The organism is Limosilactobacillus sp. (genome assembly GCF_040772465.1).
Lineage (GTDB): Bacteria > Bacillota > Bacilli > Lactobacillales > Lactobacillaceae > Limosilactobacillus.
This window is the reverse complement of the sequence record NZ_JAXGYB010000007.1, coordinates 92671-114758: the sequence shown is the minus strand read 5'-3', so window position 1 is coordinate 114758 and position 22088 is coordinate 92671. Positions and strand designations below refer to the sequence as shown.

General features: G+C 47.2%; 16 protein-coding genes, 1 pseudogene and 1 other annotated feature. Of the genes and pseudogenes, 9 read left to right on the top strand and 8 right to left on the bottom strand.

The features are described 5' to 3' along the window. Together AB3114_RS07660 and AB3114_RS07655 are read left to right on the top strand one after the other, a co-directional pair. Positions 1-516, top strand: a pseudogene (locus AB3114_RS07660) (ATP-binding protein); the annotation flags it as partial. Between the two features lie 12 nt (positions 517-528). Next, positions 529-1914, top strand: a complete 1386-nt coding sequence (locus AB3114_RS07655; RefSeq protein ID WP_367342666.1) for an MFS transporter — start codon at positions 529-531, stop codon at positions 1912-1914. A gap of 55 nt (positions 1915-1969) precedes the next feature. Here AB3114_RS07655 and AB3114_RS07650 read toward each other — a convergent pair whose 3' ends face one another. Both AB3114_RS07650 and AB3114_RS07645 read right to left on the bottom strand, forming a co-directional pair. Further along, entirely contained in the window at positions 1970-2479 is a 510-nt protein-coding gene (locus tag AB3114_RS07650; protein WP_367342665.1) for a DUF4767 domain-containing protein, read from the bottom strand. Positions 2480-2495: 16 nt separating this feature from the next. Next, positions 2496-2801, bottom strand: a complete 306-nt coding sequence (locus AB3114_RS07645; RefSeq protein WP_367342664.1) for a winged helix-turn-helix transcriptional regulator — start codon at positions 2799-2801, stop codon at positions 2496-2498. A 152-nt stretch (positions 2802-2953) separates the two neighbouring features. Between AB3114_RS07645 and AB3114_RS07640 the strand changes: the two genes are divergently transcribed. Beyond that, complete coding sequence (locus tag AB3114_RS07640; RefSeq protein WP_367342663.1) at positions 2954-4351, top strand: FAD-binding oxidoreductase; 1398 nt, start codon at positions 2954-2956, stop codon at positions 4349-4351. Positions 4352-4413: 62 nt separating this feature from the next. On the opposite strand, the gene brnQ is transcribed toward AB3114_RS07640, so the two are convergent. Beyond that, the gene (gene brnQ, locus AB3114_RS07635; RefSeq protein WP_367342662.1) at positions 4414-5787 is read right to left on the bottom strand and encodes a branched-chain amino acid transport system II carrier protein; all 1374 of its coding nucleotides are present in this window, start codon (positions 5785-5787) and stop codon (positions 4414-4416) included. A gap of 69 nt (positions 5788-5856) precedes the next feature. Continuing rightward, positions 5857-6095: a binding site (T-box leader), on the bottom strand. Positions 6096-6547: 452 nt separating this feature from the next. On the opposite strand from brnQ, the gene AB3114_RS07630 reads away from it, so the two are divergent. After that, positions 6548-7486, top strand: coding sequence for a 2-dehydropantoate 2-reductase (locus tag AB3114_RS07630; RefSeq protein WP_367342661.1), 939 nt, complete (start codon positions 6548-6550; stop codon positions 7484-7486). A 96-nt stretch (positions 7487-7582) separates the two neighbouring features. On the opposite strand, the gene AB3114_RS07625 is transcribed toward AB3114_RS07630, so the two are convergent. The 3 genes from AB3114_RS07625 to AB3114_RS07615 all read right to left on the bottom strand — a co-directional run bounded on the left by AB3114_RS07625 (position 7583) and on the right by AB3114_RS07615 (position 11751). Beyond that, positions 7583-8932, bottom strand: a complete 1350-nt coding sequence (locus tag AB3114_RS07625; RefSeq protein WP_169490189.1) for a transposase — start codon at positions 8930-8932, stop codon at positions 7583-7585. 182 nt (positions 8933-9114) lie between these two features. Further along, a complete protein-coding gene (locus AB3114_RS07620) occupies positions 9115-10083 on the bottom strand; it encodes an AEC family transporter (protein WP_367342660.1) in 969 nt (322 codons plus the stop codon). Between the two features lie 33 nt (positions 10084-10116). Next, entirely contained in the window at positions 10117-11751 is a 1635-nt protein-coding gene (locus AB3114_RS07615; RefSeq protein WP_367342668.1) for a malolactic enzyme, read from the bottom strand. 138 nt (positions 11752-11889) lie between these two features. Here AB3114_RS07615 and AB3114_RS07610 point away from each other — a divergent pair, with 138 nt between their 5' ends. Then, entirely contained in the window at positions 11890-12777 is an 888-nt protein-coding gene (locus tag AB3114_RS07610) for a LysR family transcriptional regulator (protein ID WP_367342659.1), read from the top strand. Positions 12778-12837: 60 nt separating this feature from the next. On the opposite strand, the gene AB3114_RS07605 is transcribed toward AB3114_RS07610, so the two are convergent. Both AB3114_RS07605 and AB3114_RS07600 read right to left on the bottom strand, forming a co-directional pair. Continuing rightward, on the bottom strand, positions 12838-13851 hold the full coding sequence (locus AB3114_RS07605; protein WP_367342658.1) for a ketopantoate reductase family protein: 1014 nt from the start codon (positions 13849-13851) through the stop codon (positions 12838-12840). 517 nt (positions 13852-14368) lie between these two features. After that, positions 14369-15745, bottom strand: coding sequence for an NAD-dependent succinate-semialdehyde dehydrogenase (locus AB3114_RS07600; RefSeq protein WP_367342657.1), 1377 nt, complete (start codon positions 15743-15745; stop codon positions 14369-14371). Positions 15746-15955: 210 nt separating this feature from the next. On the opposite strand from AB3114_RS07600, the gene AB3114_RS07595 reads away from it, so the two are divergent. The 4 genes from AB3114_RS07595 to AB3114_RS07580 all read left to right on the top strand — a co-directional run bounded on the left by AB3114_RS07595 (position 15956) and on the right by AB3114_RS07580 (position 21928). Further along, a complete protein-coding gene (locus AB3114_RS07595) occupies positions 15956-16708 on the top strand; it encodes an NADPH-dependent oxidoreductase (protein WP_367342656.1) in 753 nt (250 codons plus the stop codon). Between the two features lie 156 nt (positions 16709-16864). Next, entirely contained in the window at positions 16865-17482 is a 618-nt protein-coding gene (locus tag AB3114_RS07590) for a YSIRK-type signal peptide-containing protein (protein WP_367342655.1), read from the top strand. A gap of 27 nt (positions 17483-17509) precedes the next feature. After that, positions 17510-19531, top strand: a complete 2022-nt coding sequence (locus tag AB3114_RS07585; RefSeq protein WP_367342654.1) for a hypothetical protein — start codon at positions 17510-17512, stop codon at positions 19529-19531. A gap of 177 nt (positions 19532-19708) precedes the next feature. Then, positions 19709-21928: a YSIRK-type signal peptide-containing protein gene (locus AB3114_RS07580; RefSeq protein ID WP_367342653.1), complete on the top strand. Its 2220-nt coding sequence runs from the start codon at positions 19709-19711 to the stop codon at positions 21926-21928. Positions 21929-22088 lie beyond the last annotated feature (160 nt).

Sequence of the window (22088 nt, the reverse complement as noted above, 5' to 3'; positions counted from 1 at the left end):
CTGAGAAGCGGTCGGGTTAATTTATCGCCGTTAGATTACTTTGACATTCGTACTCGTTACCAGCAAGAATTCTCCAAAAGGGATCCAGAAATATCACCACAGCTCATTCGGAAATTAGCTCAATTAGCAGATGGTTATGCTTATGCTTTTCAGTTGCTGGGGTATTTAATGTGGCGTAGTCCTGATAAACATTTGACTGATAAGAGCCTTGACCAGGTTTTGCCACAGTTTCAGGCTCAGCTGAGCCGCAATGCTTACAGAAAGATGCTGGAGGAATTGTCACCGGTTGATCAACGCTTTGTGGTGATAATGGCTAATTCAACGGAATATCCTGTTTCTACTAAATATATTGGTCAGCAATTGAAACAAAAACCTGGCTATATTGGTGTTTATCGTCGCCGACTGATAGACAGCCAGATTATTGAATCAGCTAATTATGGCTATGTGAAGTTTGCGTTGCCTCTATTTAAAGAATTTGTAATCGACGACGGGCAATATTTGATTGGTATTAAATGAAGGAGCACCAGAATGTCTAACAAAATCTCACCCAAAGTCTACGCTGCAATCATTGCCACTGGATTGATGTCATTCTGTGGCGTGATTGTTGAAACGTCGATGAACATCACTTTCCCGACACTAATGCGGGAATATAATCTGGCAACAAACACGGTTCAGTGGATGACATCTATTTACCTATTAGTAGTGTCGATTGTCGTGCCACTGTCCGCTATTTTGAAGAGCTCATTTAAGATTCGTCACCTGTTTATGACGGCAAACCTGCTCTTCTTGCTGGGACTCGCCATTGATGCTGTGGCGCCGGCATTCCCATTTCTATTACTGGGCCGCGCAATTCAAGGTGTCGGCACTGGGATTGCTTTGCCGTTGATGTTCAACATTATCCTGGAGCAGGTGCCCCAGAGTAAAGTCGGGACGATGATGGGAATCGGCAACATGATTACCGGGATTGCGCCAGCCATCGGCCCGACCTTTGGTGGCCTAATCGTCAGCAAGATCGGCTGGCGGTGGATCTTTTACCTCTTGATTCCACTGATCATTATTTCGCTGTTGCTTGGCCTATGGGGTATCCAGCAGAAAGCACCAGTGATCAAGCAACGGCTCGATATAATCAGTTTTCTAGCCATCGCTTTTCTTTTTAGCGGATTTATCTATGGCTTTAGCAACCTCAGCGGTAATGCCTTCTTCTCGATGAAAGTGGCTGGTGCGATCGGCATCGGGATCGTGGCGATGATCGTGTTAGTATGGCGTTCAGCTCATTTAAGTGTGCCAATTCTAAACCTTAGCTTGCTGAAACATCACGTGTTTGGGTCACACGTTTTAGCACTCTTCCTGATTCAAATGATGTCGCTGGGCAATGCCTTTCTGCTGCCTAACTACATCCAGCTGGTTAACCACAATTCGGCTTTACTAGCGGGACTGCTGGTGCTGCCAGCTGGAGTTGTCGGTGCGATCATGAGTCCAGTCGGTGGGCAACTACTGGATCGCCATGGGGCACGCTTGCCGATTATCACGGGATCGTCCGTGATGGTAGTAGTCTTGGCCTTGTTCGCACTGCTTTCCCGGAAACTGAATAACGGCCTCATCGTAGTCATCTACAGCTTTTACATGGGTGCAATGGGGATGACCATGGCTTCGACGATGACTGATGCTTTGAACAACTTGACCGATCGGGAAAACGCCCAGGGCAACGCCATTATCAACACTTGTCAGCAGTTTGCCGGGGCGATGGGGACGTCGATTGTCTCCGCTATCGTGGCACTGAGTCAGCATACAGCTGGTTCTAAGGCGGCCTTGCCGACAGCGATCGGGACGCAGCATGCTTATATGTTGTTGACCATTTTTAGTGTCCTGATTTGGGTGGCGTTGGCGACGAGTACGAAAAAGAAAAATGGATAAAAAATGACTCTTGCTACTCAATTGCTGAGTGACAAGAGTCATTTTGATATCTTAGTTACTTTTCATTCGCAATCCGCCGGAAATTCTTGGCCACATCTTTATTGGCAGTTGGGTGACAAGTTGGATCACCATCACGAGTTTGATCGACTAAAGCCACCGGTTTGCCATGATGAAAGGCAAAGAGATAGGTGATCCGGTTCGGCAGTGGCGGACGCGTGCCGTCATAATTATAGATGGCGACGACGTTATAGTCATAGTGTCCCTTGCCAGTCGGTGCCCAACCGATAGAGCCACCATCTGGTGTCACTTCTTTGCTAAGGTCGTCCGGGTAGTTGCCACCGGTCGAAACGTGGAGCGAGTTCTGACCATCGTATTTTTTGTATGATTGGTTCATCTTAGGCGCCCAGCTGTTGATGAAGTTATTCAACTGTCGGTCCTTGGATTTAGTCCATTTCCGGGTGGTTGCGGCTGATACGCTATTTGTATTGCTGATTGTGTTTGTGCCCCAAAGACCACAAGTAATGACGGTAGCGATGATCGCTAACCATGATAAAACTTTCTTCATATTGATATTCCCCCAATTAATGATTGCTGCCCCAGTCCTGCATTTGCTCAACGACTGGCAGGATGCTCTTACCCTTATCTGTCAACGAATAGCTAGTCTTTGGCGGTTCTACCGGATAGATGTGCTTAGCGACTAATCCGTCATCTTGCAAGGCACTGAGCTGGAGGGCTAGCATTCGCCGCGAACAGGGCAGTTGGTGGTCAAGCTGGCTAAAACGACAAACTCCCTGCTGACCAAGCAAATGGATAATGACAGCTTTCCATTTGCCTGAGATGAGCTGGAGTGTTTCTCCAATCGGGCATGATTTATCATTTTCTGACATCAACATGACCACCTTTCTGACATGGATCATTTTATCATATGGTTTTCGTTGAAGAGGTGAAAAGAAATTCACGTCTTGTTTCTGCAGCGAGTGTTAGTTACTATTAGTAAGTGAAAACACGATATCACGATATAAAGAAAGGAATGATTCTGATGGCAATGGTGTTCACGGCTTATGACCAATCGACAGTGATCGATTACTTAAAGGACCAGGTACACGACGGGACAGTAAAGACGGATGAGGATACGCTGAAGAAAACCTCTTACTCCAGCAACTTGTCTGGTGCCCATGGAGAAGCAATCGCCTTTATTGATGCCGAGTCGATTGCGGATGTCCAGGGTGTGATGAAAGCAGCCCGCCGTTTCCACGTTCCGGTTGTCACCCAGAATAAATTTACCAGTACCGTTGTCGGTGCTGATGCGGTTGATGGGGCCTTCATTTTGTCGACTGCCAAGATGAACAAGATTTTGGAGCTCAATACGGATGATGCTTACGCCGTGGTTCAGCCCGGTGTTGTTAACAATGACTTGGATCAGGCTGCCCGCAAGCACGGCCTCTTCTACGCTCCAGATCCTGCTTCCAAGAAGATGTCCGGGATCGGCGGGAACGTCGCTACCAATGCCGGTGGTTTGAGCGGAGTTCGTTATGGATCAACGCGTGATAATGTCCTTGGACTAAAAGTGGTTTTGGCAAACGGCAAAGTCCTCGACCTCGGTGGCAAAACAACTAAGCAGGCTTTTGGCTATGATCTGACACAACTCTTTGTCGGTTCTGAAGGGACGCTCGGCGTGATCGTTGAAATTACGGTCAAGCTGATGCCGCTGCCACTGGGTAAGTCATTGATGGGCCTTGCCTTCTTCAAAGACATGCCAACCCTAGCGAAAGCAACAACGGCCCTGCGGATGTCCGGCACATATCCGGCCATGCTGGAAGCCCTGGATGCTATGACACTGGGCGCCATCGACCAGTACAAGGGCACCCACTATGCCAATGGTGATAGCTCGGCTTTGATTTTCCGGATTGATTCGATTTCACCGGAAGGACGTGACATTGTTAAGAAGATCATGGATAAGTATGGTGCTGATCCAGTCACGTTGGCAGATAACGAAGACGATCAGAAGAAAGTAATCGCTCTGCGTCAGGATATGTTGCCGGCAATCTTCACCGGCCGCAATGCGGTGATGGAAGATATGGCGGTTCCGACGTCCAAGATGGCTGAGTTGGTTGCTTATATTCAACAGCTGAGTGACCAGAACGACGACCTGCAGATCTTCACTGCTGGCCACGCCGGTGATGGTAATCTTCACCCGACGGTGACCTGGGATAAAGACGTCAAAGAAGCCCCGGCTAGTGTCACCCTCGTTTTGCGAAAGATGTTCATGAAGGCCTTGGATCTCGGCGGTACCATTTCCGGGGAACATGCTGTGGGGATGCTGAAGAATCAGTGGAACAACGTGGAACTTGGTGAAAACGTCGATTGGGTTCAACACCAAATTAAGAGTCTCTTCGACCCGATGAATTTGCTGAACCCAAAGCGTAAGATTAACTAAACTTAACCTAAAAAATCTCTCAACCATGGTTTGTGGCTGGGAGATTTTCGTTTATTGATGGTTTAGTTCGTTTCAGATTCCGTTGCGGTTGCGTGTTCATTACCTAAGAAGTAATGGCAAGCCAGACCGATGATCATACCAGCAATCCCGAAACTCAACCAACCGAAACCGTTGGCAAAGAACGGAAAGTACTTAGTGGCAAAGTCGATCATGCCTTGGGCAAAGTTGGTGTTACGGATGATGGCAGGGCTGGCGTTGATCATGTCAAAGATTGCTGGGATCAGGGTGAGTCCCGTGGTGATCCGGAAAACCAGTGGATCGCGTTTGAAAAGCGGTGAAGCAATGCTCATGATGATCAGGGTGATTGCCAGGGGGTAGAGGAACATCAGGACTGGAGTGGACCAAGCGATGATTTGATTCAGCCCCAAGTTCGCAATTAAGAATGATAGTGCGCAGTTGAAGCGGAGGAATGCCTTGTAAGAAATCCGTGGGAAGCGCCGGTGGAAGTCTTGGGAGAAGGCGATCACTAAGCCCATCGCCGAAGTCATGCAAGTAATGGTTGCTAAGGTTGCCAGAATTGCATCGCCCGCCGTGCCCATGTAATGGTGAGCAATTTGGCTAAGAGCCGTCCCACCATTGGCGGATAATGCAAAGTTGTGAAGACTAGTAGCGCCCAGCCAAGTTAGGCCAAGGTAAATGATGGCTATGCCAGCCATGCCGATGATGCCGCTCTTGGCAACAGAAAGTGAAATTGAACGTTCACTCTTCAGCCCATAGTTGCGAATAGCAGTGATAACGGTGATTCCAAAGGCGAGGGCAGCTAAAGCATCCATCGTGTTGTAACCTTGGAGGAAACCGTTAGTGAAAGCAGCGCCACGGTAAGCACTGGTGATTTTGGTAGTTGCCGTTGACCCCATCGGACTGATAAATGCTAAGAAGAAAATAGTAAAGAGCAGCAGTAGAAAAGCGGGGTTTAAGAGCTTACCAATCAGAGTAGTGATCCGTTGCTGTCGAGTGGAGAAGTAGTAAGTCAGGCCAAAGAAACAGGCAGAGTAGATTAGCAGGCCAATGTGGTTACTGCTTGCTGACAAGTGTGGGGCAATCCCAATGGCGTAAGGAACGGTGGCCGTCCGTGGTGTGGCAAAGAGTGGTCCCAAGGTTGCGTGGACCAGAATTAAGAAAATAAGTGCATACCAGTGACCGTTTGGACGTGCCAGGTCATAAATCCCGTTGGAACGGGTGATGGAGATGGCGAGCAGTGCCATCAGGGGAATCAGCACCCCAGAAATCAGAAAGCCACTACTCGCGGTGAGCCAATGCCCACCGGCCATTTGACCAAGGTGAACGGGGAAAATCAGGTTCCCAGCACCGAAGAGCATCCCAAAAATCAGTGAAGCTGTAATAATTGTGCGACGTAAAGTCATTTTACTTTCCATGTAACAACAGATCCTTTCTCTCTTGTACTCGGTTCAACGAACGAAAAAACGCCCTTCAAAGCAATTGCTTTGAAGGACGCCACAGCGTGTTACCACCTTAATTTTGAGCAGCCATCACTAACTGCTCCTCACCCCGTACATCAAAATATACGTTGGCGCTGTAACGGGCGTACCCGGTCGGGACTTTCTGTCGATCGCCCTGACCACTCCGGGGTTACTTTCGTTTGGACGTTATCAGATCCGCTCTCACTAAACCGGACTCGCTTTAGCTGACACGAAGAAACTACTCTCCTCTTCAAGGTGTTTGTTTTTCGTTCGTTGAATGATTGTCATTACTTTAACAAGATTATGAGAAAACGTCAAGGACATTTATGAGATTTTTCTAATTTAATTTTACGGTAAATAATGTCTTGACTTAGCTATTAAGGAAGTATATAGTGTGTGCAACAATTAAATTTAGATGAGAAAACGTTGATGGAAATAATGATGTGGGATTCTGTGCAGAGAGCTAACGGTTGGTGAAAGTTAGTCATGATCCTGGGGAGTTAATCGTTCCTGAGTTACCGGCTGAAATTAGTAAGCTGAGGTTGGTCGCCAGCCATTACCCTGGCCGCAAATGTTGGTTTGTGATGAAGTGGGCCAAGTCTGTTTGGCCAAGGTAAGATGGTACCGCGTGTGAAGCGTTCTTACAGTTGCAGTGATGCGACGTAAGGACGCTTTTTCTGTCTAAATTGCCAAAAATATATTAGGAGATGTTTCTATGAAATTAGCAGTAGCAGGTGTTGGCGCAATGGGTACTCGTTTTGCCTTGAAACTCAAACAAGCAGGTAATGATGTGACAGTTGTCGACGGCTGGGACGAACGGGTGGCTTCACTGAAGAAGGACGGTCTACAGGCCAATTTGGATGGTAAAGAAGTAGCGGTGAAGGTGCCAGCTTACGGGCAAAAGGAAGTGCCACACGACCTTCATTTTGACGCGGTCTTTTTCTTTACCAAGAGTATGCAGCTGGAACAGATGGTCAAGGACATGCTGCCAGTCTTCGATGATGATACCCTGGCAGTCTGTCTGATGAACGGGATCGGTCACGAACAGACGCTGGAAAAGTATCTGCCAAAAGAACGCGTCTTTCTGGGCAACACGATGTGGACGGCTCAGATGACACGTCCCGACCATGTTTTATTGGAAGATGATGGTAGCTGTGAACTGGCTAATGTTCAGCCTGGTGAACCTCAACACAGCCAAGCACAGGAATTGGTCAAAGTTCTGGCGGATGCTGGCTTGAAGGCCCATTTGCTTGATGATCCTCAGTATTCCGTTTTCCGCAAAGGCTGCGTTAATGGGACATTGAACACCCTCTGCACTTTATTGGAGTGCAATGTTGAAGAATACGGCCGTACCACCTATGCCCACGAAATGGTCGTTAACATTGTTAAGGAGTTTGCAGCGGTGGGTGCTACAGAAGGAATCACACTTGACGTCGACGAAGCAGTCAACCACGTGGAAGCTTGCTACACCGTCATCGGTGCTCACTACCCATCAATGTACCAAGACTTGGTCAAGAATAACCGGCGCACGGAAATCGACTACATCAATGGTTATGTGTCGCGCCATGGTAAGGAACATGGCTTAAAGACGCCACTGTGCGATCTGTTGACAGCCGAGGTGCACACTAAGGAAGAGTTGCAGGGAGCAAAGTAACGGGACTAAAAATTTTACTTAAGACCTGAAACTTGAAAGCACGAAAACTAGCCGGAGCTGCGTCAGCTTCGGCTTTTCTCAGCCTAAATTAGACTTTTAGATGCCAGTATTCAATGCTTTTTGGATCGTTATTGGCAACTGAGCTATGAATCGATTAATGATGTTATCAATGTGATCAGTTAGGCTGAGCTCAGCTCGACCCAGTTCATGAAATAAGTAGACCAATGCGTCCATAAAACGAATATCTGGCAGTGCTTGATTCATAATGTAAAAGAGTCCACCAATTGTGCGATCATCAGTATTAAGTCGTTCTTGCCAAGCCAATAAGTCATAAGTAATCATGGTGACGGCAATATAACCACATTGACCGTCGTAACTTTGAATTTGTGATCGATTAAGAGCTAAATACTGCTTAGCAGCTTTGAAATAGGTCTCAATTTGCCAGCGGCGTCCGTACAATTGAATGATTTCTTCTGGCCGCATAGCTAAGTTAGTGGTCGCTAAAACTAGGTAGTCCTGACGGTGCCCCTTTTTGGATACAAAAACCACTTTTAGCGGAAACTGATGGCCATGATATTGGGCTTGAATGACACTGCTGTAAAGATAGTGATGCCGACAATTCATTTTAGAAGCTGCTAAACGTTGATAAAGACCCTTAATGCTATAGTGACGACCACGATATCGATAATAGACTTTTGCGCTGCGTTTGAGCATACCCACACCAAAAAGCTGAAGCTGAGCGAGTTGCCAAAACATCTTCGGCGAACTGTACCAAGAATCAAAAAGGACGTATTTAGCTGACACGCCTAGTGTTTGCGCTTGTCTAATCAATTCTAGAGCCACTTGGTTCATTGGGCGTTGAGCTTGAGCCCTTCTTTGACCGGCAATTTGACGTTGGTCAGTAATCTGCGCTAAGCATCCAATCAGATTAGCAGGCTGGTGAGTTGACATTAAAGCAAAATTAATAGGCAAAAAAGTATTACCATCACTCCAACCGAGAGTTAAGCCACGGTAACCATTTACATACTCGTGCTTATCGTGGTCATAGGTCTTGGCTAATAATTCAGTCTTTTGGGACCAACGACGTGCTAACAGAGTATCATCAAGCACTAATGCCAAACGACGTCGACCATCAATAAACGGGGTTAAGATGCGAATTAATTGAATCGCTACTAAACAGACTAATTTCTGCCAGTTAATACGGCCATCATTCAAAACATTCCGTGCCGTTCTTGGGGTAAAATGGCAATCTGGATGAGCACGATTGATCGAAAGACGCTCAAAATGAGCTGTCATTAACCAAGCTACGATCATTTTCAATGAACATAATGAGTGACGCTTAAAATTCACCCTGTGAGTTAGCTTAGCTAGACCAATTAGGCTTAAGAAGTGAGAAATAATGTTTTGAGAATCGTTTTCAGTACTGAAATGGTTTATAATTTGCATAGCGCAAGACTCTTTTCTACTTTGATTTTGACACTTAAAGTATAGCGTAAGAGTTCTTGCGTTTTTTATTTTTTTCGTCCAAAAGCCCTGAACCACAATGATTTCATTGCAATTCAGGGCTTTCAAGTTTCAGTTAAGACTACAAAAACCTCTCGCTATCCGGTAGCGAGAGGCTTTTCGTATTAAACAAATTGCAGAATTGACATCAAAATTGGCACCACAACCACGAAGAGGACGGTACTCATCACAACCACGTCCGTGGCGTACTTGACGTCACCGTGTGCTTCGGTAGCCAGGATTGGCAGAACCGCCAGCATTGGCGTTGCGGATTGGACAACCAGGGTTTGCCGCATCAGAGATGGCAAGTGGATGCCCATGCCCATCCCAAATTTGATCAAGATAATCAGGACCAGTGGTGACAGGATGAAACGACCGATCAAAGCAAGGATGGAGTCACGTTCGAAGTGGAAGTTGTTTAAACCGGCGTCATAAAGGACGATCCCAATGTAGATCAGGGACAACGGCGTTACCAAGCTGCCGACGTAAGTCAGGGTTTGACCCAGGAAGTTCGGTACCGGAATCCCGATTAGCAGCCAGATAATGGAGAAGACGAAACCGACCAATGGCATTGGCAAGAGCTTGGACCAGTTGATCTTGCCGCGTTCTTTCTTCTTATCGGTAGCTGTCGGGTCGTCATTCTGGATCAGGTAAACCCCGAAGGCCCAGGTGGAAACGGTATTGACGATGTAGTAAATCAGGAAGTAAGACATCGCTTTGTTACCAAATAGGGCGGTGTTTAGCGGCATCCCGATAAAGATGGTGTTGGCGTTGGCCACTGCGTTGATGAATACGCCCCGGCGGCCTGGACGAATCTTAAACAGTTTCACTGCCAAAAAAGCAACCAGGTAGGATACGATGACGGCCAGAGCCGGGAAGATGATCCCAATGCCCAGACTCATCAGCTTGTCCTTGGTCAGGTACTTCATGACACTCATGAAAATGGAAGCAGGCAGGGCAATCTTGGTGATCAAGGATGCGATGTTGCCACCAAATGAGTCGGCAAACCAGTTATTGCGCCGCAGAATGTAGCCGAGCGCCATGATCAGAACGATCTCGACAACACTAGAAACGGACGTTAAAAAGACAGACATTACTTCAAGAACCTCCAAATTGATGTTTGAAAATTAGTACTTAGCTTCCCACTTCAGGTCTTCCACAGCCTTTTTGGCGTCAGTAACGCCTTGACCAGCCAGACCTTGGTCGATAGCAGATTGAGCAACCACTTCAGATACGCGGGTGGTGAAGCTCTGTAATTTAGCAACTGGTGGCAGAACGGCAGCACCGGCTTCGTCGGGATCGACAATCCCACCTAAAGCGTGAGCTGCAGCCGCCAGCATCTTTTCGTTGACAACCTTGGCCTTAGCAGCGATTGCACCAAAGCCGACACCAGGGTAAACGAGGGCGTTGTTGGCTTGACCGATGGTGTAGTGGACACCCTTGTAGTCCACGTCGTCAACTGGAATCCCGGTAGCAGTCAGCACGCGACCGTCCGTCCACTTGATCAGATCAGCAGGCATCGCTTCGATCAACTTCGTTGGGTTGGAGATTGGGAAGATGATCGGCCGTTCCGTGTGGGCGGCCATTTCCTTAACCACGTCTTCGGTGAAGGCGCCAGGCTGCTTGGAAGTACCGATCATGACGGTTGGGTGGACAGCCTTCATGACGGCCAGTAAGTTGGTCAGTTCGTCGGCGTTGCTGAATTCAGAACGGTCACGGGTGAATTCTTTTTGTTCTGGCGTCAGGTCTGGCGTGTCGTTGAACAGCAGGCCCTGAACGTCGACCAGGTAGAAGTGCTTCTTAGCTTCGGCTGGTTCAACGCCTTGACGGACCATTTCGTCGTAAAGCATCTTGGCGATCCCCATCCCGGCGGTGCCGGCGCCAAAAGTCAGGAACTTCTGATCGCTCAGCTTTTGCTTGGAGATGTTGAGGGCACCGAGCACCCCAGCCAGAGCGATGATCCCGGTTCCTTGGATGTCGTCGTTGAAGACTGGCATATCATCCTTGTACTTGTTGAGGATGACGGCGGCGTTAGAACGGCCAAAGTCTTCGAAGTGGAGGAGAGCTTCTGGGAAGAGCTTGCGTGAAGCCTTAACGAACTTGTCGACCATGGCGTAGTACTTGTCGCCATAAACCCGCTTGTGACGGTTGCCGAGGTACATCGGGTCGTCGAGCAGCTTTTGGTTATTAGTGCCGGCGTCCAGGGAAACGGCGAGGACTTGGGCAGGATCGATGCCAGCGGCAGCCGTGTAAACCATCAGCTTGCCAACTGCGATATCAGTCCCGTTGACGCCCCAGTCACCGATTCCGAGGATCCCTTCGGCGTCCGTAACGACGACCAGCCGGATGTCACGACCGTCAGCGGCGTTCTTCAATCCTTCTTCAATTTCATCCTGACTGTCAACGGACAGGAAGGCTGCTTGTTGAGCCTGAACAAAGATGTTGCTGTAGGTTTCGATGGATTCGGCAATGACCGGGTCGTAAACGATCGGCATGAATTCCACGATGTGTTGGCCCATTAAATAGAAGAAAAGGGTCCGGTTAGTGTTGAAAATTTCCATCAGGAATTGCCGTTGGGGAAGGCCAGCCGGCTTAGTTTTGAATTGGGCGTAAGTTTGGTCGGCTTGCTCCTGGAGAGTTTGGACGCGTGCTGGCAGTGCACCGACCAGGCCGAGCTTCTTTCGTTCGTCCATCGTAAAGGCAGTGCCCTTGTTAATGTAAGGGTTGTTTAAGATATCCATTGCTTTGCTCATAGTTGATATTTCCTTTCTGATAATCGCATCACTGTTCGATTTGATGGTGCCATTGTATAAAGGACGTTAAATTATAGTCAAATGGGTGTATCATGATAAGAAATATTTATATGAGCATTTTAAAAGCTGATATAGAGGTATATATCGATGAATTTTAAAGATATACAATATTACCATTACTTAGTCCGTGTAAAAAATTTCTCAAAAGCTGCTGGCCATTTTGGGGTAAGCCAGCCGACGATCACTAATGCTGTCCAGCGACTGGAAAAGGAAATGGGTGCTAATTTTTTGATTCGCGATCATTCGCACCACGAAGTAGTTGTCACATCGAATGGCAGCCAGTTTGACCGTCATGTCGCCAATATCCTCAATGAATTGTCAGTGGCCCGCCAAGACGTGCAGCATGCCAAAGAAGAGCGGATTCTCTTTGGTTTGCCGCCAATTATCGGTAATTACTTCTTTCCGCCGCTGACACCGGTCTTGATGCATCACCATTTAATGGATCGTTTGGAAGTCTTTGAACACGGGTCGGCTGAATTATTGAAGATGCTGCGGCACGGGGATGTGGATTTGGCCCTATTGGGATCACTGACGACCATCAACTTTCCCCGGCTGGTCAGCCAGCAGATTCGCCGTTACCCAATCAACATCATCGTTTCCCCTAAGAACCCCTTAGCACAACAGGCGACGCGGGGTGTTTATTTCAAAGACCTAGCCAAAGAACGCTTCATCAATTTTGATGAAGGTTTTGTTCATAACCAGGCTTTTCGTTTGATGGCACGAGCTAATCACATTCGTCCACGGACCGTCTACCGGACAAACGACGTCCACGTCCTCAAGTCGATGGTGGCGGAAAATATCGGCATTTCCTACCTGACTAATTTGGCGATCACCTCTGCCAACCATGTCGTCCAGATTCCGCTTTTGGACAGCGAGCGACCGGAATTCCTGCTGTCAGCGGTGCGGCGGAGCACCACGACGATGACTTCATATAAGCAGGCTTTGTGGGATGTGCTGACGGATGCGGGGCAGTAATCGAAAAACGAGACCGCAGATATGGTATCCGCTGGTCTCGTATGTAAAAATTCTTTCTTATTAAATTGCTGCTTCCGCTTGCCGAATCGCCGGTTGATTAGCTTGATCGTTGTGATTCTGGTGGAACTGGCGCATCTTTTCGGCCAGGTGAACTTCGTGGACGACGAATTCGTGTGTCCGGCAAACGTAGTCGTGTTCGCGACCGATCTTGGCAATGTAGCCGTTGATGTAGTCGACTTCAGTTGGCCGTCCCTTGCTAAAGTCTTGGTACATTGACGGGTAGTGGTACTTGTATTCCTTGGAAATGGTGATCACTGACTCGGTCTCTTCCTCCCGGCTTTCGATTAAGTGGATGCCGGCCCGCTCACAAGCATCGAATGCTTCGTCAAAGAGCTGCTTAGCCATATCGCGGACACCATCGTACTGGATGAATGGACCCATCTGGATTTCAAACATTGTACAGAGAGTGTTGCAGACGGCGTTGAAGACGACCTTGGACATGCACATGCCTTTCCAATCATCGGCCCAAACCGGTCCCAGTTTGGCTGCCTTGAAGTCATCGAAGATAGCTTGCATTGTTGCGTCAGGCTTCTTGTTGTTGTATGGCGCCATGTGCATCACTTCGGAGTTGACTGGGCCCATGAAGTCGATATTAGCTGGCCCGTCCATCCGGGTAGCGATCATCGCGGTTCCGCAGATCATCTGGTCCTTGGAGAAATACTTCTCGATCTTTTCAAAGTGGCCCATCCCGTTCATTGCGGAGAAGACGTATTGGTCATCGTGGAAAATACCGGCAGCGGCGTCACGCTTGAGTTCGTTGGCTAGCTGCATCTGCTTCTTGAAGATGATCCAGACATCGGGATGGCCCTCGTAATCTTCGGGGTAGTAAACGTGGACGGGAACGATGTGGCGGTTGGCGTGGTCACGAGCGATGGAAACACCGCCTTGTTCCCGGATAGCTTCGATATTTGGTTCCCAGGTTTCGATAAAATCGACGTCAACACCAGCGTTTTCTTGAAGCATGGCACCGTAGCGAACACCCATTGCACCTGCACCAATAATTCCGTACTTCATAAGATCAACTTCCTTTCTCAAATCCTAAAATCTCTGCTGACCCGGTTAACAAAAAAACGCCCTCTGTTCAATTGAACAAAGGACGTTAGTAACGTGGTACCACCTTTTTTTGACCCAAACTTACACTTGGGTCCTCATACACTCGGCCGCTAGGGGCGAAGCGCTGCACGATATTGGGTGCCACCAAATTATTCGTCGGAAACCGTCACGTTATCATCGGTCACCGTTAGTCGGAATGTCTTCCCATCCACCGACACTCGCTGTGATCCGGCTAACTGATTGCTTGATGATAACTTTTCGTTGATCGGGCTTAATTAATTGTTGCAAGCATGATAGCGTAAATCATTAATATTTGTCAAGAAAATTCTCACTTTATTTTAATTTAATTAAGGAGCAGGGAACCACTGATGACCGTTCCATCAAGCCTTCATGCTAATCAAAATTCTCTAAAAAAATTCTCATCCTGGTTCTAAATCAAGGTGGGAATTTTTGCTTCTAGAAGAAAGTTAAATCTTAACTAAGCTTCCGGTTCGTAAATCAGGTGGTCATTCATGAACGAACGGAATCCTTGTTCAGCTAATTCGCGACCGTAGCCAGAGTGCTTAACACCACCAAATGGTAGTTCTGGCAGGGAAGCCCAGCCGGAGTTGATCCAGGTCATGCCGGTGTCAATCTGGGCAGCCACTTTCCGTGCTTCGCTGATATTTTCACTGAAGACGGTGCTGCCAAGGCCAAAGCTGGAGTCATTGGCAACGTCAATGGCTTCTTGGACGTCATGGTACTTGTAGACTGACATCACTGGACCGAACATTTCTTGGTCGAAGACTGGGTTGTCCTTGCTGATGTCCGTCAGGATCGTTGGCATGAAGAACTGGCCTTCTTGGTCGGTGACCGGTTCATTGCCATAGTAGACCTTTGCGCCGTTTGCAATGGCGGTGTCAACTTGCTTTTGTAGCTTTTCCTTGGCGTGCCTGGAGTTCATTGGTGCCAACGTGGTGCTTGGGTCCATCGGATCGCCCATCTTTACGCTGGAGAATACTTTCTTGGCACGCTTCAGGAATTCGTCATAGAGGTTGTCCGGTACGATGAAGCGCTTGGATGAGGTGCAGACTTGGCCGGCGTTGTATAGACGAGCAAAGAAGATCGTCTTTTCCAGCTTGTCGATGTCAGCGTCAGGTAAGACGATGAAGGCGTCGTTACCACCGAGTTCCATCGTACTCTTCTTCAAATTAGTGGCAGCTTCAGTAGCGACGGACTTCCCACCACGCTCTGAACCGGTCAGGCAGACACCCTGCACACGCTTGTCGGCGATGATGTTGGCTACCTGGTCGTAGGAAACAAACATGTTGGTCAGGCTACCCTTTGGGGCACCGGCTTCGCTAACCAAATCAGCGAAAGCCTGGGCTGAAGTAGGGCAGATAGAAGCGTCTTTCAGGATCATCGGGTTGCCGACCAGGAAGTTCGGGATGAAGACCCGCGCAATTTGGTAGAACGGGAAGTTCCATGGTTCGACAGCCATCAAGACACCAGTTGCTTGGTGCAGGACATAGGCATTGCCTGATGTTGTATAGATTGGGGTTGGTGCCAAGAATTCATCTGCTTTTTCAACGTAGTAGTCACAGAACGAAGCACAGAGCTCGACTTCGCCCTCGGCTTCACCAATCAATTTACCCATGTCATGGGTCATGAGAGTGGCCATTTCGTGTTTCTTTTCGCGGAGCAGTTCTCCAAGGCGACTGATAATTTGTTTGCGTTCGGCTAATTCACTGCCATCGCGCCATTTTAGATAGAGGGCGTGAGCAGCAGTTAATGTTTCTTCGATTTGGGCGTCAGATGCGTTTGGGTATTCGTGCTCGACTTCATTGGTATATGGGTTGGTAGTTTTGTAAGCCATGATTACACTCACCTTTCATCTTTTCTTACTTCATATTGTAACCGCTGCCATTAAAATTCACAAGCGACAAATCTTCCAAAAAATCCGTAAAAACGGCCAAACCGTTGGTAGACGTGACTTGCTTGTGAAATAAAAAATCTAGATTGGTATATATTTGATTCAGTCAATCCACTATAATAAAACTAGCTCATTATTAGAAAGGTGATTTTCATGATCCATAACGACACAATCGATAAACAACTTGCACACCGCTCCATTCGTGCATTTAAAGATCAGTCATTGACTAAAGAAGAATTGACAACTCTTTACCAGGTTGCTAGCCATACTTCGACCAGCAATTTCCACCAACAATTCAGCATCATTCACGTTACTGATCCCAAAGTTCGGGAGAAAATTCGCCAGATTTCAAATCAAGATTACGTCGGCGCTAATGGCGACCTGTTGATCTTTATCGTTGATTTGTACCGCAACCAGCAAATTCGCAAGCAGATGGGTAACGACGATGGCCGCCTGCACACCATGGACGTCTTTATGGAAGCCGTCGAAGACACGACTCTGGCTGTCCAGAATGTCTTGGTAGCTGCCGAAAGCATGGGCCTGGGTGGTGTCATCCTTGGCTCCATTAAGAATGATCCGGCTCAGTTGATTAAGGTACTTGATCTGCCAAAGATGACGATGCCGTGGCTCGGCCTGCAAGTGGGTCATCCAGATCAGGAGCCACAGCTGAAACCACGTTTACCACTCGATTTGGTTGCTTTCGAGGATCATTATCCAAAGGACTTCAAGCTCGACCAGTTCAAAGATTACGATAGCCACGTGACCCAGTACTATGACCTTCGTGATACTAATAAACGAATTGATTCATTTACTAACCAGATCAATGGGCCAAAGCTCAATGACCAGATGAGCAAGCGTGATGACATCAACGAAGTACTCTTTAACCAAGGCTTAGCGATGGGGTAATGGGTATTTTGATAACGCTCAATGCAATTTTTGTTCGTTAATAAAAAATAGTGATTTTCGTTATTAAAAGGATTGTATAATGGTCACAGTAACTGACTTTGCACTTTCGGGGGGATATGCAAAAAATCAGCAATTTTAAATGGGGAGTTTGGTGTGATGAAAAATAATCAATTCAGTAACGCTCAACAACGTTGGTCCTTACGTAAATTATCAGTAGGTGTTTGCTCGGTCTTATTGGGAATGGCTCTAATAGGAGCAGGTTCAGTAGCTTCTGCTGATACCACAACGACTGCGCAGCCACAGCAAACGACAACGGTTGCTGTTCAGCCATCTGCTACTAGTCGTGAATCCTATAACCAGAATCCGGTTGTTCCAAACAACTACGCAAATGCTCTGGCAGGATTCCGTCCGGGCCAAACGCAGTCACAGACTTTGCATGATGTTTCTCAGCAAGGCCTGGCTGCCAACGTTAATGATCCTAGCCGGCCAATTTCTAACGTTACTATGCAACCAAAGAATGGTACTTGGCAGATTAACTACAACATCAAGTACAATTCCAACGTTGCTGATCAGCAGGAAACAGTTGATCCACAACATTTGACTGCATCACAGGAACAGGAAATTACTGATTTTTCTGCTAACACGATCAATAACATCCGTCAAAAGGTACAAAGCCAGAATGGCGGTACCCGTGTCAGTGCAGGCTATGTCAAAGTGTCACCATATGCTAGCCAGTTAGGCAGCCAAATCATGCACCAGGCTTACGACCACTAAAACGGTACTGGCGCCAATGTCCACAATATGTCAGGCTTGGAAGCAGCTGCCAAGAGTCGCGGCATTACGGCTTGGGTCGGTGAAAATATCGGTAGTGCTAACTCTGGCCTGGAAGCTGTTCAGCTTAAGAACCGTGGCATGATTAGCAACATCACGATGGACATGCTCAAGAAAGAAATTTATAGCAACCTGATTGCTATGATGTACCAAGACTACAATGGCACTGGTATCGGTGCTGGTGGCCACACCACGGCTGTACTGAACGATCCATATTACAGCGCACTTCATCAAGGTAACGCGATTGCTCTGGATAGCAATGGTAACTTGGTCGCTAACCAATATCTGGCCGTGACAATCGACAACAAGAACCGTGTACACTTCAACTTCATTTCTGATGCTGGAGCAAGCAATGCCGTTAAGGCGCGGTTGGCTGCTAATGCCGTCCAACTTGGTGGTGGTACTTCAGTTATTCACAGTGGTGGCAACACTAACAACAATGCCACCCATAACGGTTGGAATCATCTCAATGGTCAGTGGCAGTATGTTACTAATGGGTCAGCTGTTCACAATAGCTGGCGCTTAATCAATGGCAACTGGTATTACTTTAACAACGCTGGTAATGCCCTGACTGGCTTGCAGACTGTCAATGGGCATACTTACGACTTTGACAATGCCAATGCTTGGGCTTTGAAGGGTTGGCAGAAGGTTAATGGCTCCTGGTACTACTTCGACAACAACAATACCTGGGCACTGACTGGCTGGCAACGGATCAACGGTAACTGGTACTACTTTGGTAAGGATGGCAAGGCGGCAACCGGTCTGCAAACCATCAACGGTCGTGTCTACGACTTTGACAGTGCTAATGCTTGGGCCCTAAAGGGTTGGCAGAAGGTTAATGGCTCCTGGTATTACTTTGACAACAGCAATACCTGGGCACTGACTGGATGGCAACGGATCAACGGTAACTGGTACTACTTTGGTAATAATGGGAAAGCCGCAACCGGTCTGCAAACCATCAACGGTCGTGTCTACGACTTTGACAGTGCTAATGCTTGGGCCCTAAAGGGCTGGCAGAAGGTTAATGGTTCGTGGTACTACTTCGATAACAATAGCACCTGGGCCTTGACCGGCTGGCAACGGATTAACGGCAGCTGGTATTACTTTGCTCAGAATGGTAAGGCGGCAACTGGTTGGCAAAAGATCAACGGCAACTGGTACTACTTTGATCGCACCAATGCCTGGGCTTTAACTGGCTGGCAAAGAATTAATGGCAACTGGTACTACTTTGACCGTACCAATGCTTGGGCCCTGACCGGTTGGCAAAAGATTAATGGTAACTGGTACTACTTTGACCGCACTAATGCCTGGACTTTGACCGGTTGGCAAAAGATTAACGGCAACTGGTATTACTTTGATACCACTAACGCTTGGGCCTTAACCGGCTGGCGTCGGATCAATAACCGTTGGTACTACTTTGACCCAGCTAATGCTTGGGCTTTGACCGGCTGGCAATATCTTGGCAACAAGTGGTACTACATGGACCCAACTAATGCCTGGATGGATACCGGTTGGGTAACGGTAGGCAATACACAGTACCAACTCAATTCTGATGGTTCCTGGAATGGCCAATCCAAAGCAAAGGCACAAAATAACCAAAATTCTCAGAATAACCAAACACATTCACAACATCCGCTGACTCCTTTAAGTACCAGGGAAATTGGTGTGTCTGTAGCAGAGAGAATTAACCCAAAGTGGTTTGAACAATACATTGACAGTTCAATGTACTACGGTGAGGATGCCGGCAGTATCAACAGTTCCTTGCGCGGTTATCACTACCTTACTACTAAGGGGGATCCAACCAGCTATCTTTACTACAAGGTGGATAATGGTAATGTCATCTGCAAGCGTTTGATCCCTGGTGATAGTGTCGCTGATGGCCATATGGAAACAAAGACTATTCCGTTAAGCGATATTGAGGATTTTGGGGCATATGCTGACCGAATGGAAGATTCACTATACTACACGGCTAAGAAACTGAAGAACGCATAAAAATTGATAAAAAATAGCAGTCCTAGAGAGTGACCGATTAAATGATCATTTCTAGGGCTGCTTTTGTACACTTCAAAAGACAGATGTCTTATTATGAGTGATTTATGATAAAATATGTAGTATTCTATTAGATAATTAGTATATTATTGTTTGTTTCTGTAATGGGAGGTTTGTGTAATGCGTAATGTGTTTGATCATGCTAAACAGCGTTGGTCTTTGCGTAAGTTGTCTGTTGGTGTTTGTTCCGTCTTGCTGGGGATGACGGTAATGGGAGGAACAGCAGCGTTAGCTGATAGTACTCCAAGTGGTTCATCAACTACGCCCGTTACCTTCCAAGCTTCTAGTGCAGCTGTTCAACCAGCCCCTGCTGATAACCAATCTAGCGAGGACTACCAAAATGTAGTGGTACCAACTGGGTACGCTAATGCATTAAATGGCTTTCGTCCAGGTCAAACTCAGTCACAAGCATTAGCAAATGCTTCTCAGGAAGGCCGGGCAGCCAATACCAATAATCCCAATGAAGATATTTCTCAAGTGACCTTTGGCACTAACCTGGATGGCAGTAATTTTGTTAACTTCAATATTCGCTACCAGCATAATCCAGCTGACGAACAAGAAACGGTCGATCCACAGCATTTGACTGCTAGCCAGGAAGCTGATTTAACTGCCTTTGCCGCTGGGACGATTAACCACATTCGTCAACAGGTTCAAGCTCAGCCTAATGGTAATCGGGTGAGTGTCGGTTACCTGCGGACATCCCCATATGCTACCCAGCTAGGTAACGAATTGGTTCATGCTGCCTATGATGATTTCACCGGCTCTGGACATAATGAAAATGGGCTTTTAACTGCTGCTTTACGTAGAGGTGTTATCACCGGAGACATTCGCAATAACTTTATCGGTGAAAACATTGGTGATGTCGGCAATGGTCTGTTGGTAGTGCGCCTTCGTAATAGAGGTGCTATTAGCAATATCACCATGGATATGCTCAAGGAAGATGTTTACACTAACATCGTGTCCATGATGTACCAGGATTATAACGATGGACAACACAATGGGCTTGTTGGTGCTGGGGGCCACACAACCGCATTGCTGAACGATCCTCAATATAATTCACATACTTTACAGGGTGGCAATGCAGTTGGCCTAGATAGCAATGGCAATGCAATGGGAAACCAATATTTTGCACTGACGATTGATCGTCGCAACCAGGTGCACTTCAACTTCATTCCTGATGCAACCGCAACTGATGCTGTTCGGAAACAACTGGCTAATAATGCTGTAGTGCTGGGCTTGGCATCCAACAGCTCTGCAGGTTCTTCAGCTACCAGTTCGACAACGTCTAGTGCTGCTGGATCATCACATTCAAGTACTCCTAGCTCCTCAACTTCTAGTGCAAATGGTTCTGCTCAATCCAGCGCTGCTGGTTCATCTCATTCAAGTGCAGCATCCAACGCTTCTAGTTCTAGTGCCCAGAGTTCATCTAACTCTAGTTCTAGTGCCGCCAGTTCAGTAGCATCTAGCTCTACTAATAGCTCAACTGAATCAAATGCAAGCAGCTCAGCAGCTACTTCAAGTGCATCAAGCTCAGCTCATTCCAGCAATGCTTCTAATGCCACTAGTTCCAGTGCAACAAGTTCAGCAACATCTAGTGCTCAAAGCTCATCTAACTCCAGTGCTGCAAATTCTTCCACAGCATCTAGCTCTACTGGATCATCCGCATCAACTAGCACCCAAAGTTCGGCATCTTCTAGTGCTTCCTCTAGCTCCACTAGTTCTACAACCTCGAATGCAGCTAGCTCTGCCAATTCCAATGCTCAAAGTTCAACGGCTTCAAATGCTACTATTTCATCTGCTTCTAGCTCCCAAAGCTCTAGTGCTGAGAGCACGGCTACGTCCAGTGCTACAAGCACCAGTTCCCAAAGTTCAAACGCTTCTAGCACTTCCAGTTCTGCTCAATCCAGTGCACAGAGTTCTGCAGATTCAAGTACCACTGATTCCGTTTCATCCAGTGATAACAATTCTGCTGCCTCAAATGCTACACATTCAACTGCATCAAATGTCGCATCTACTGCTGACAGTTCTGCTGCTAACTCCAACCAAAGTGCAGATATGAATGACTTGGTTAGTGATGCACATGCACAGCAGCAAGGTGTTGATAATGCTTCAGATGCTCAGTTAAATGGTAGTCAATCCGAGAACAAACAGGTTCAATTGAACGCTACAGCTGCCCAAACGAATGCACCTGCCGCCACTAGCAGCCAAAAGAAATTGCCACAGACAGGCAATAGCTTAGCTAGGAGCGTGGCTTTAGCTGGCTTGGGCCTTGTAGCATTTGCTATGACTATTGGTTTGGCTGCTAAGAGGCATGACAAAACATCTAAAATTATTTATTAGGTTCGCTAAAAATCTCATAGTTGTTGGACATAATGTCTGGCAGCTATGAGATTTTTTGACTTTTGATAACGCTTAACTGCAGAAAATATCAGTTTGCTGAAATACAATTCTGTATCCTATGAATCGCGTTACTGTATAGATGATATTAAATCTTTAACTG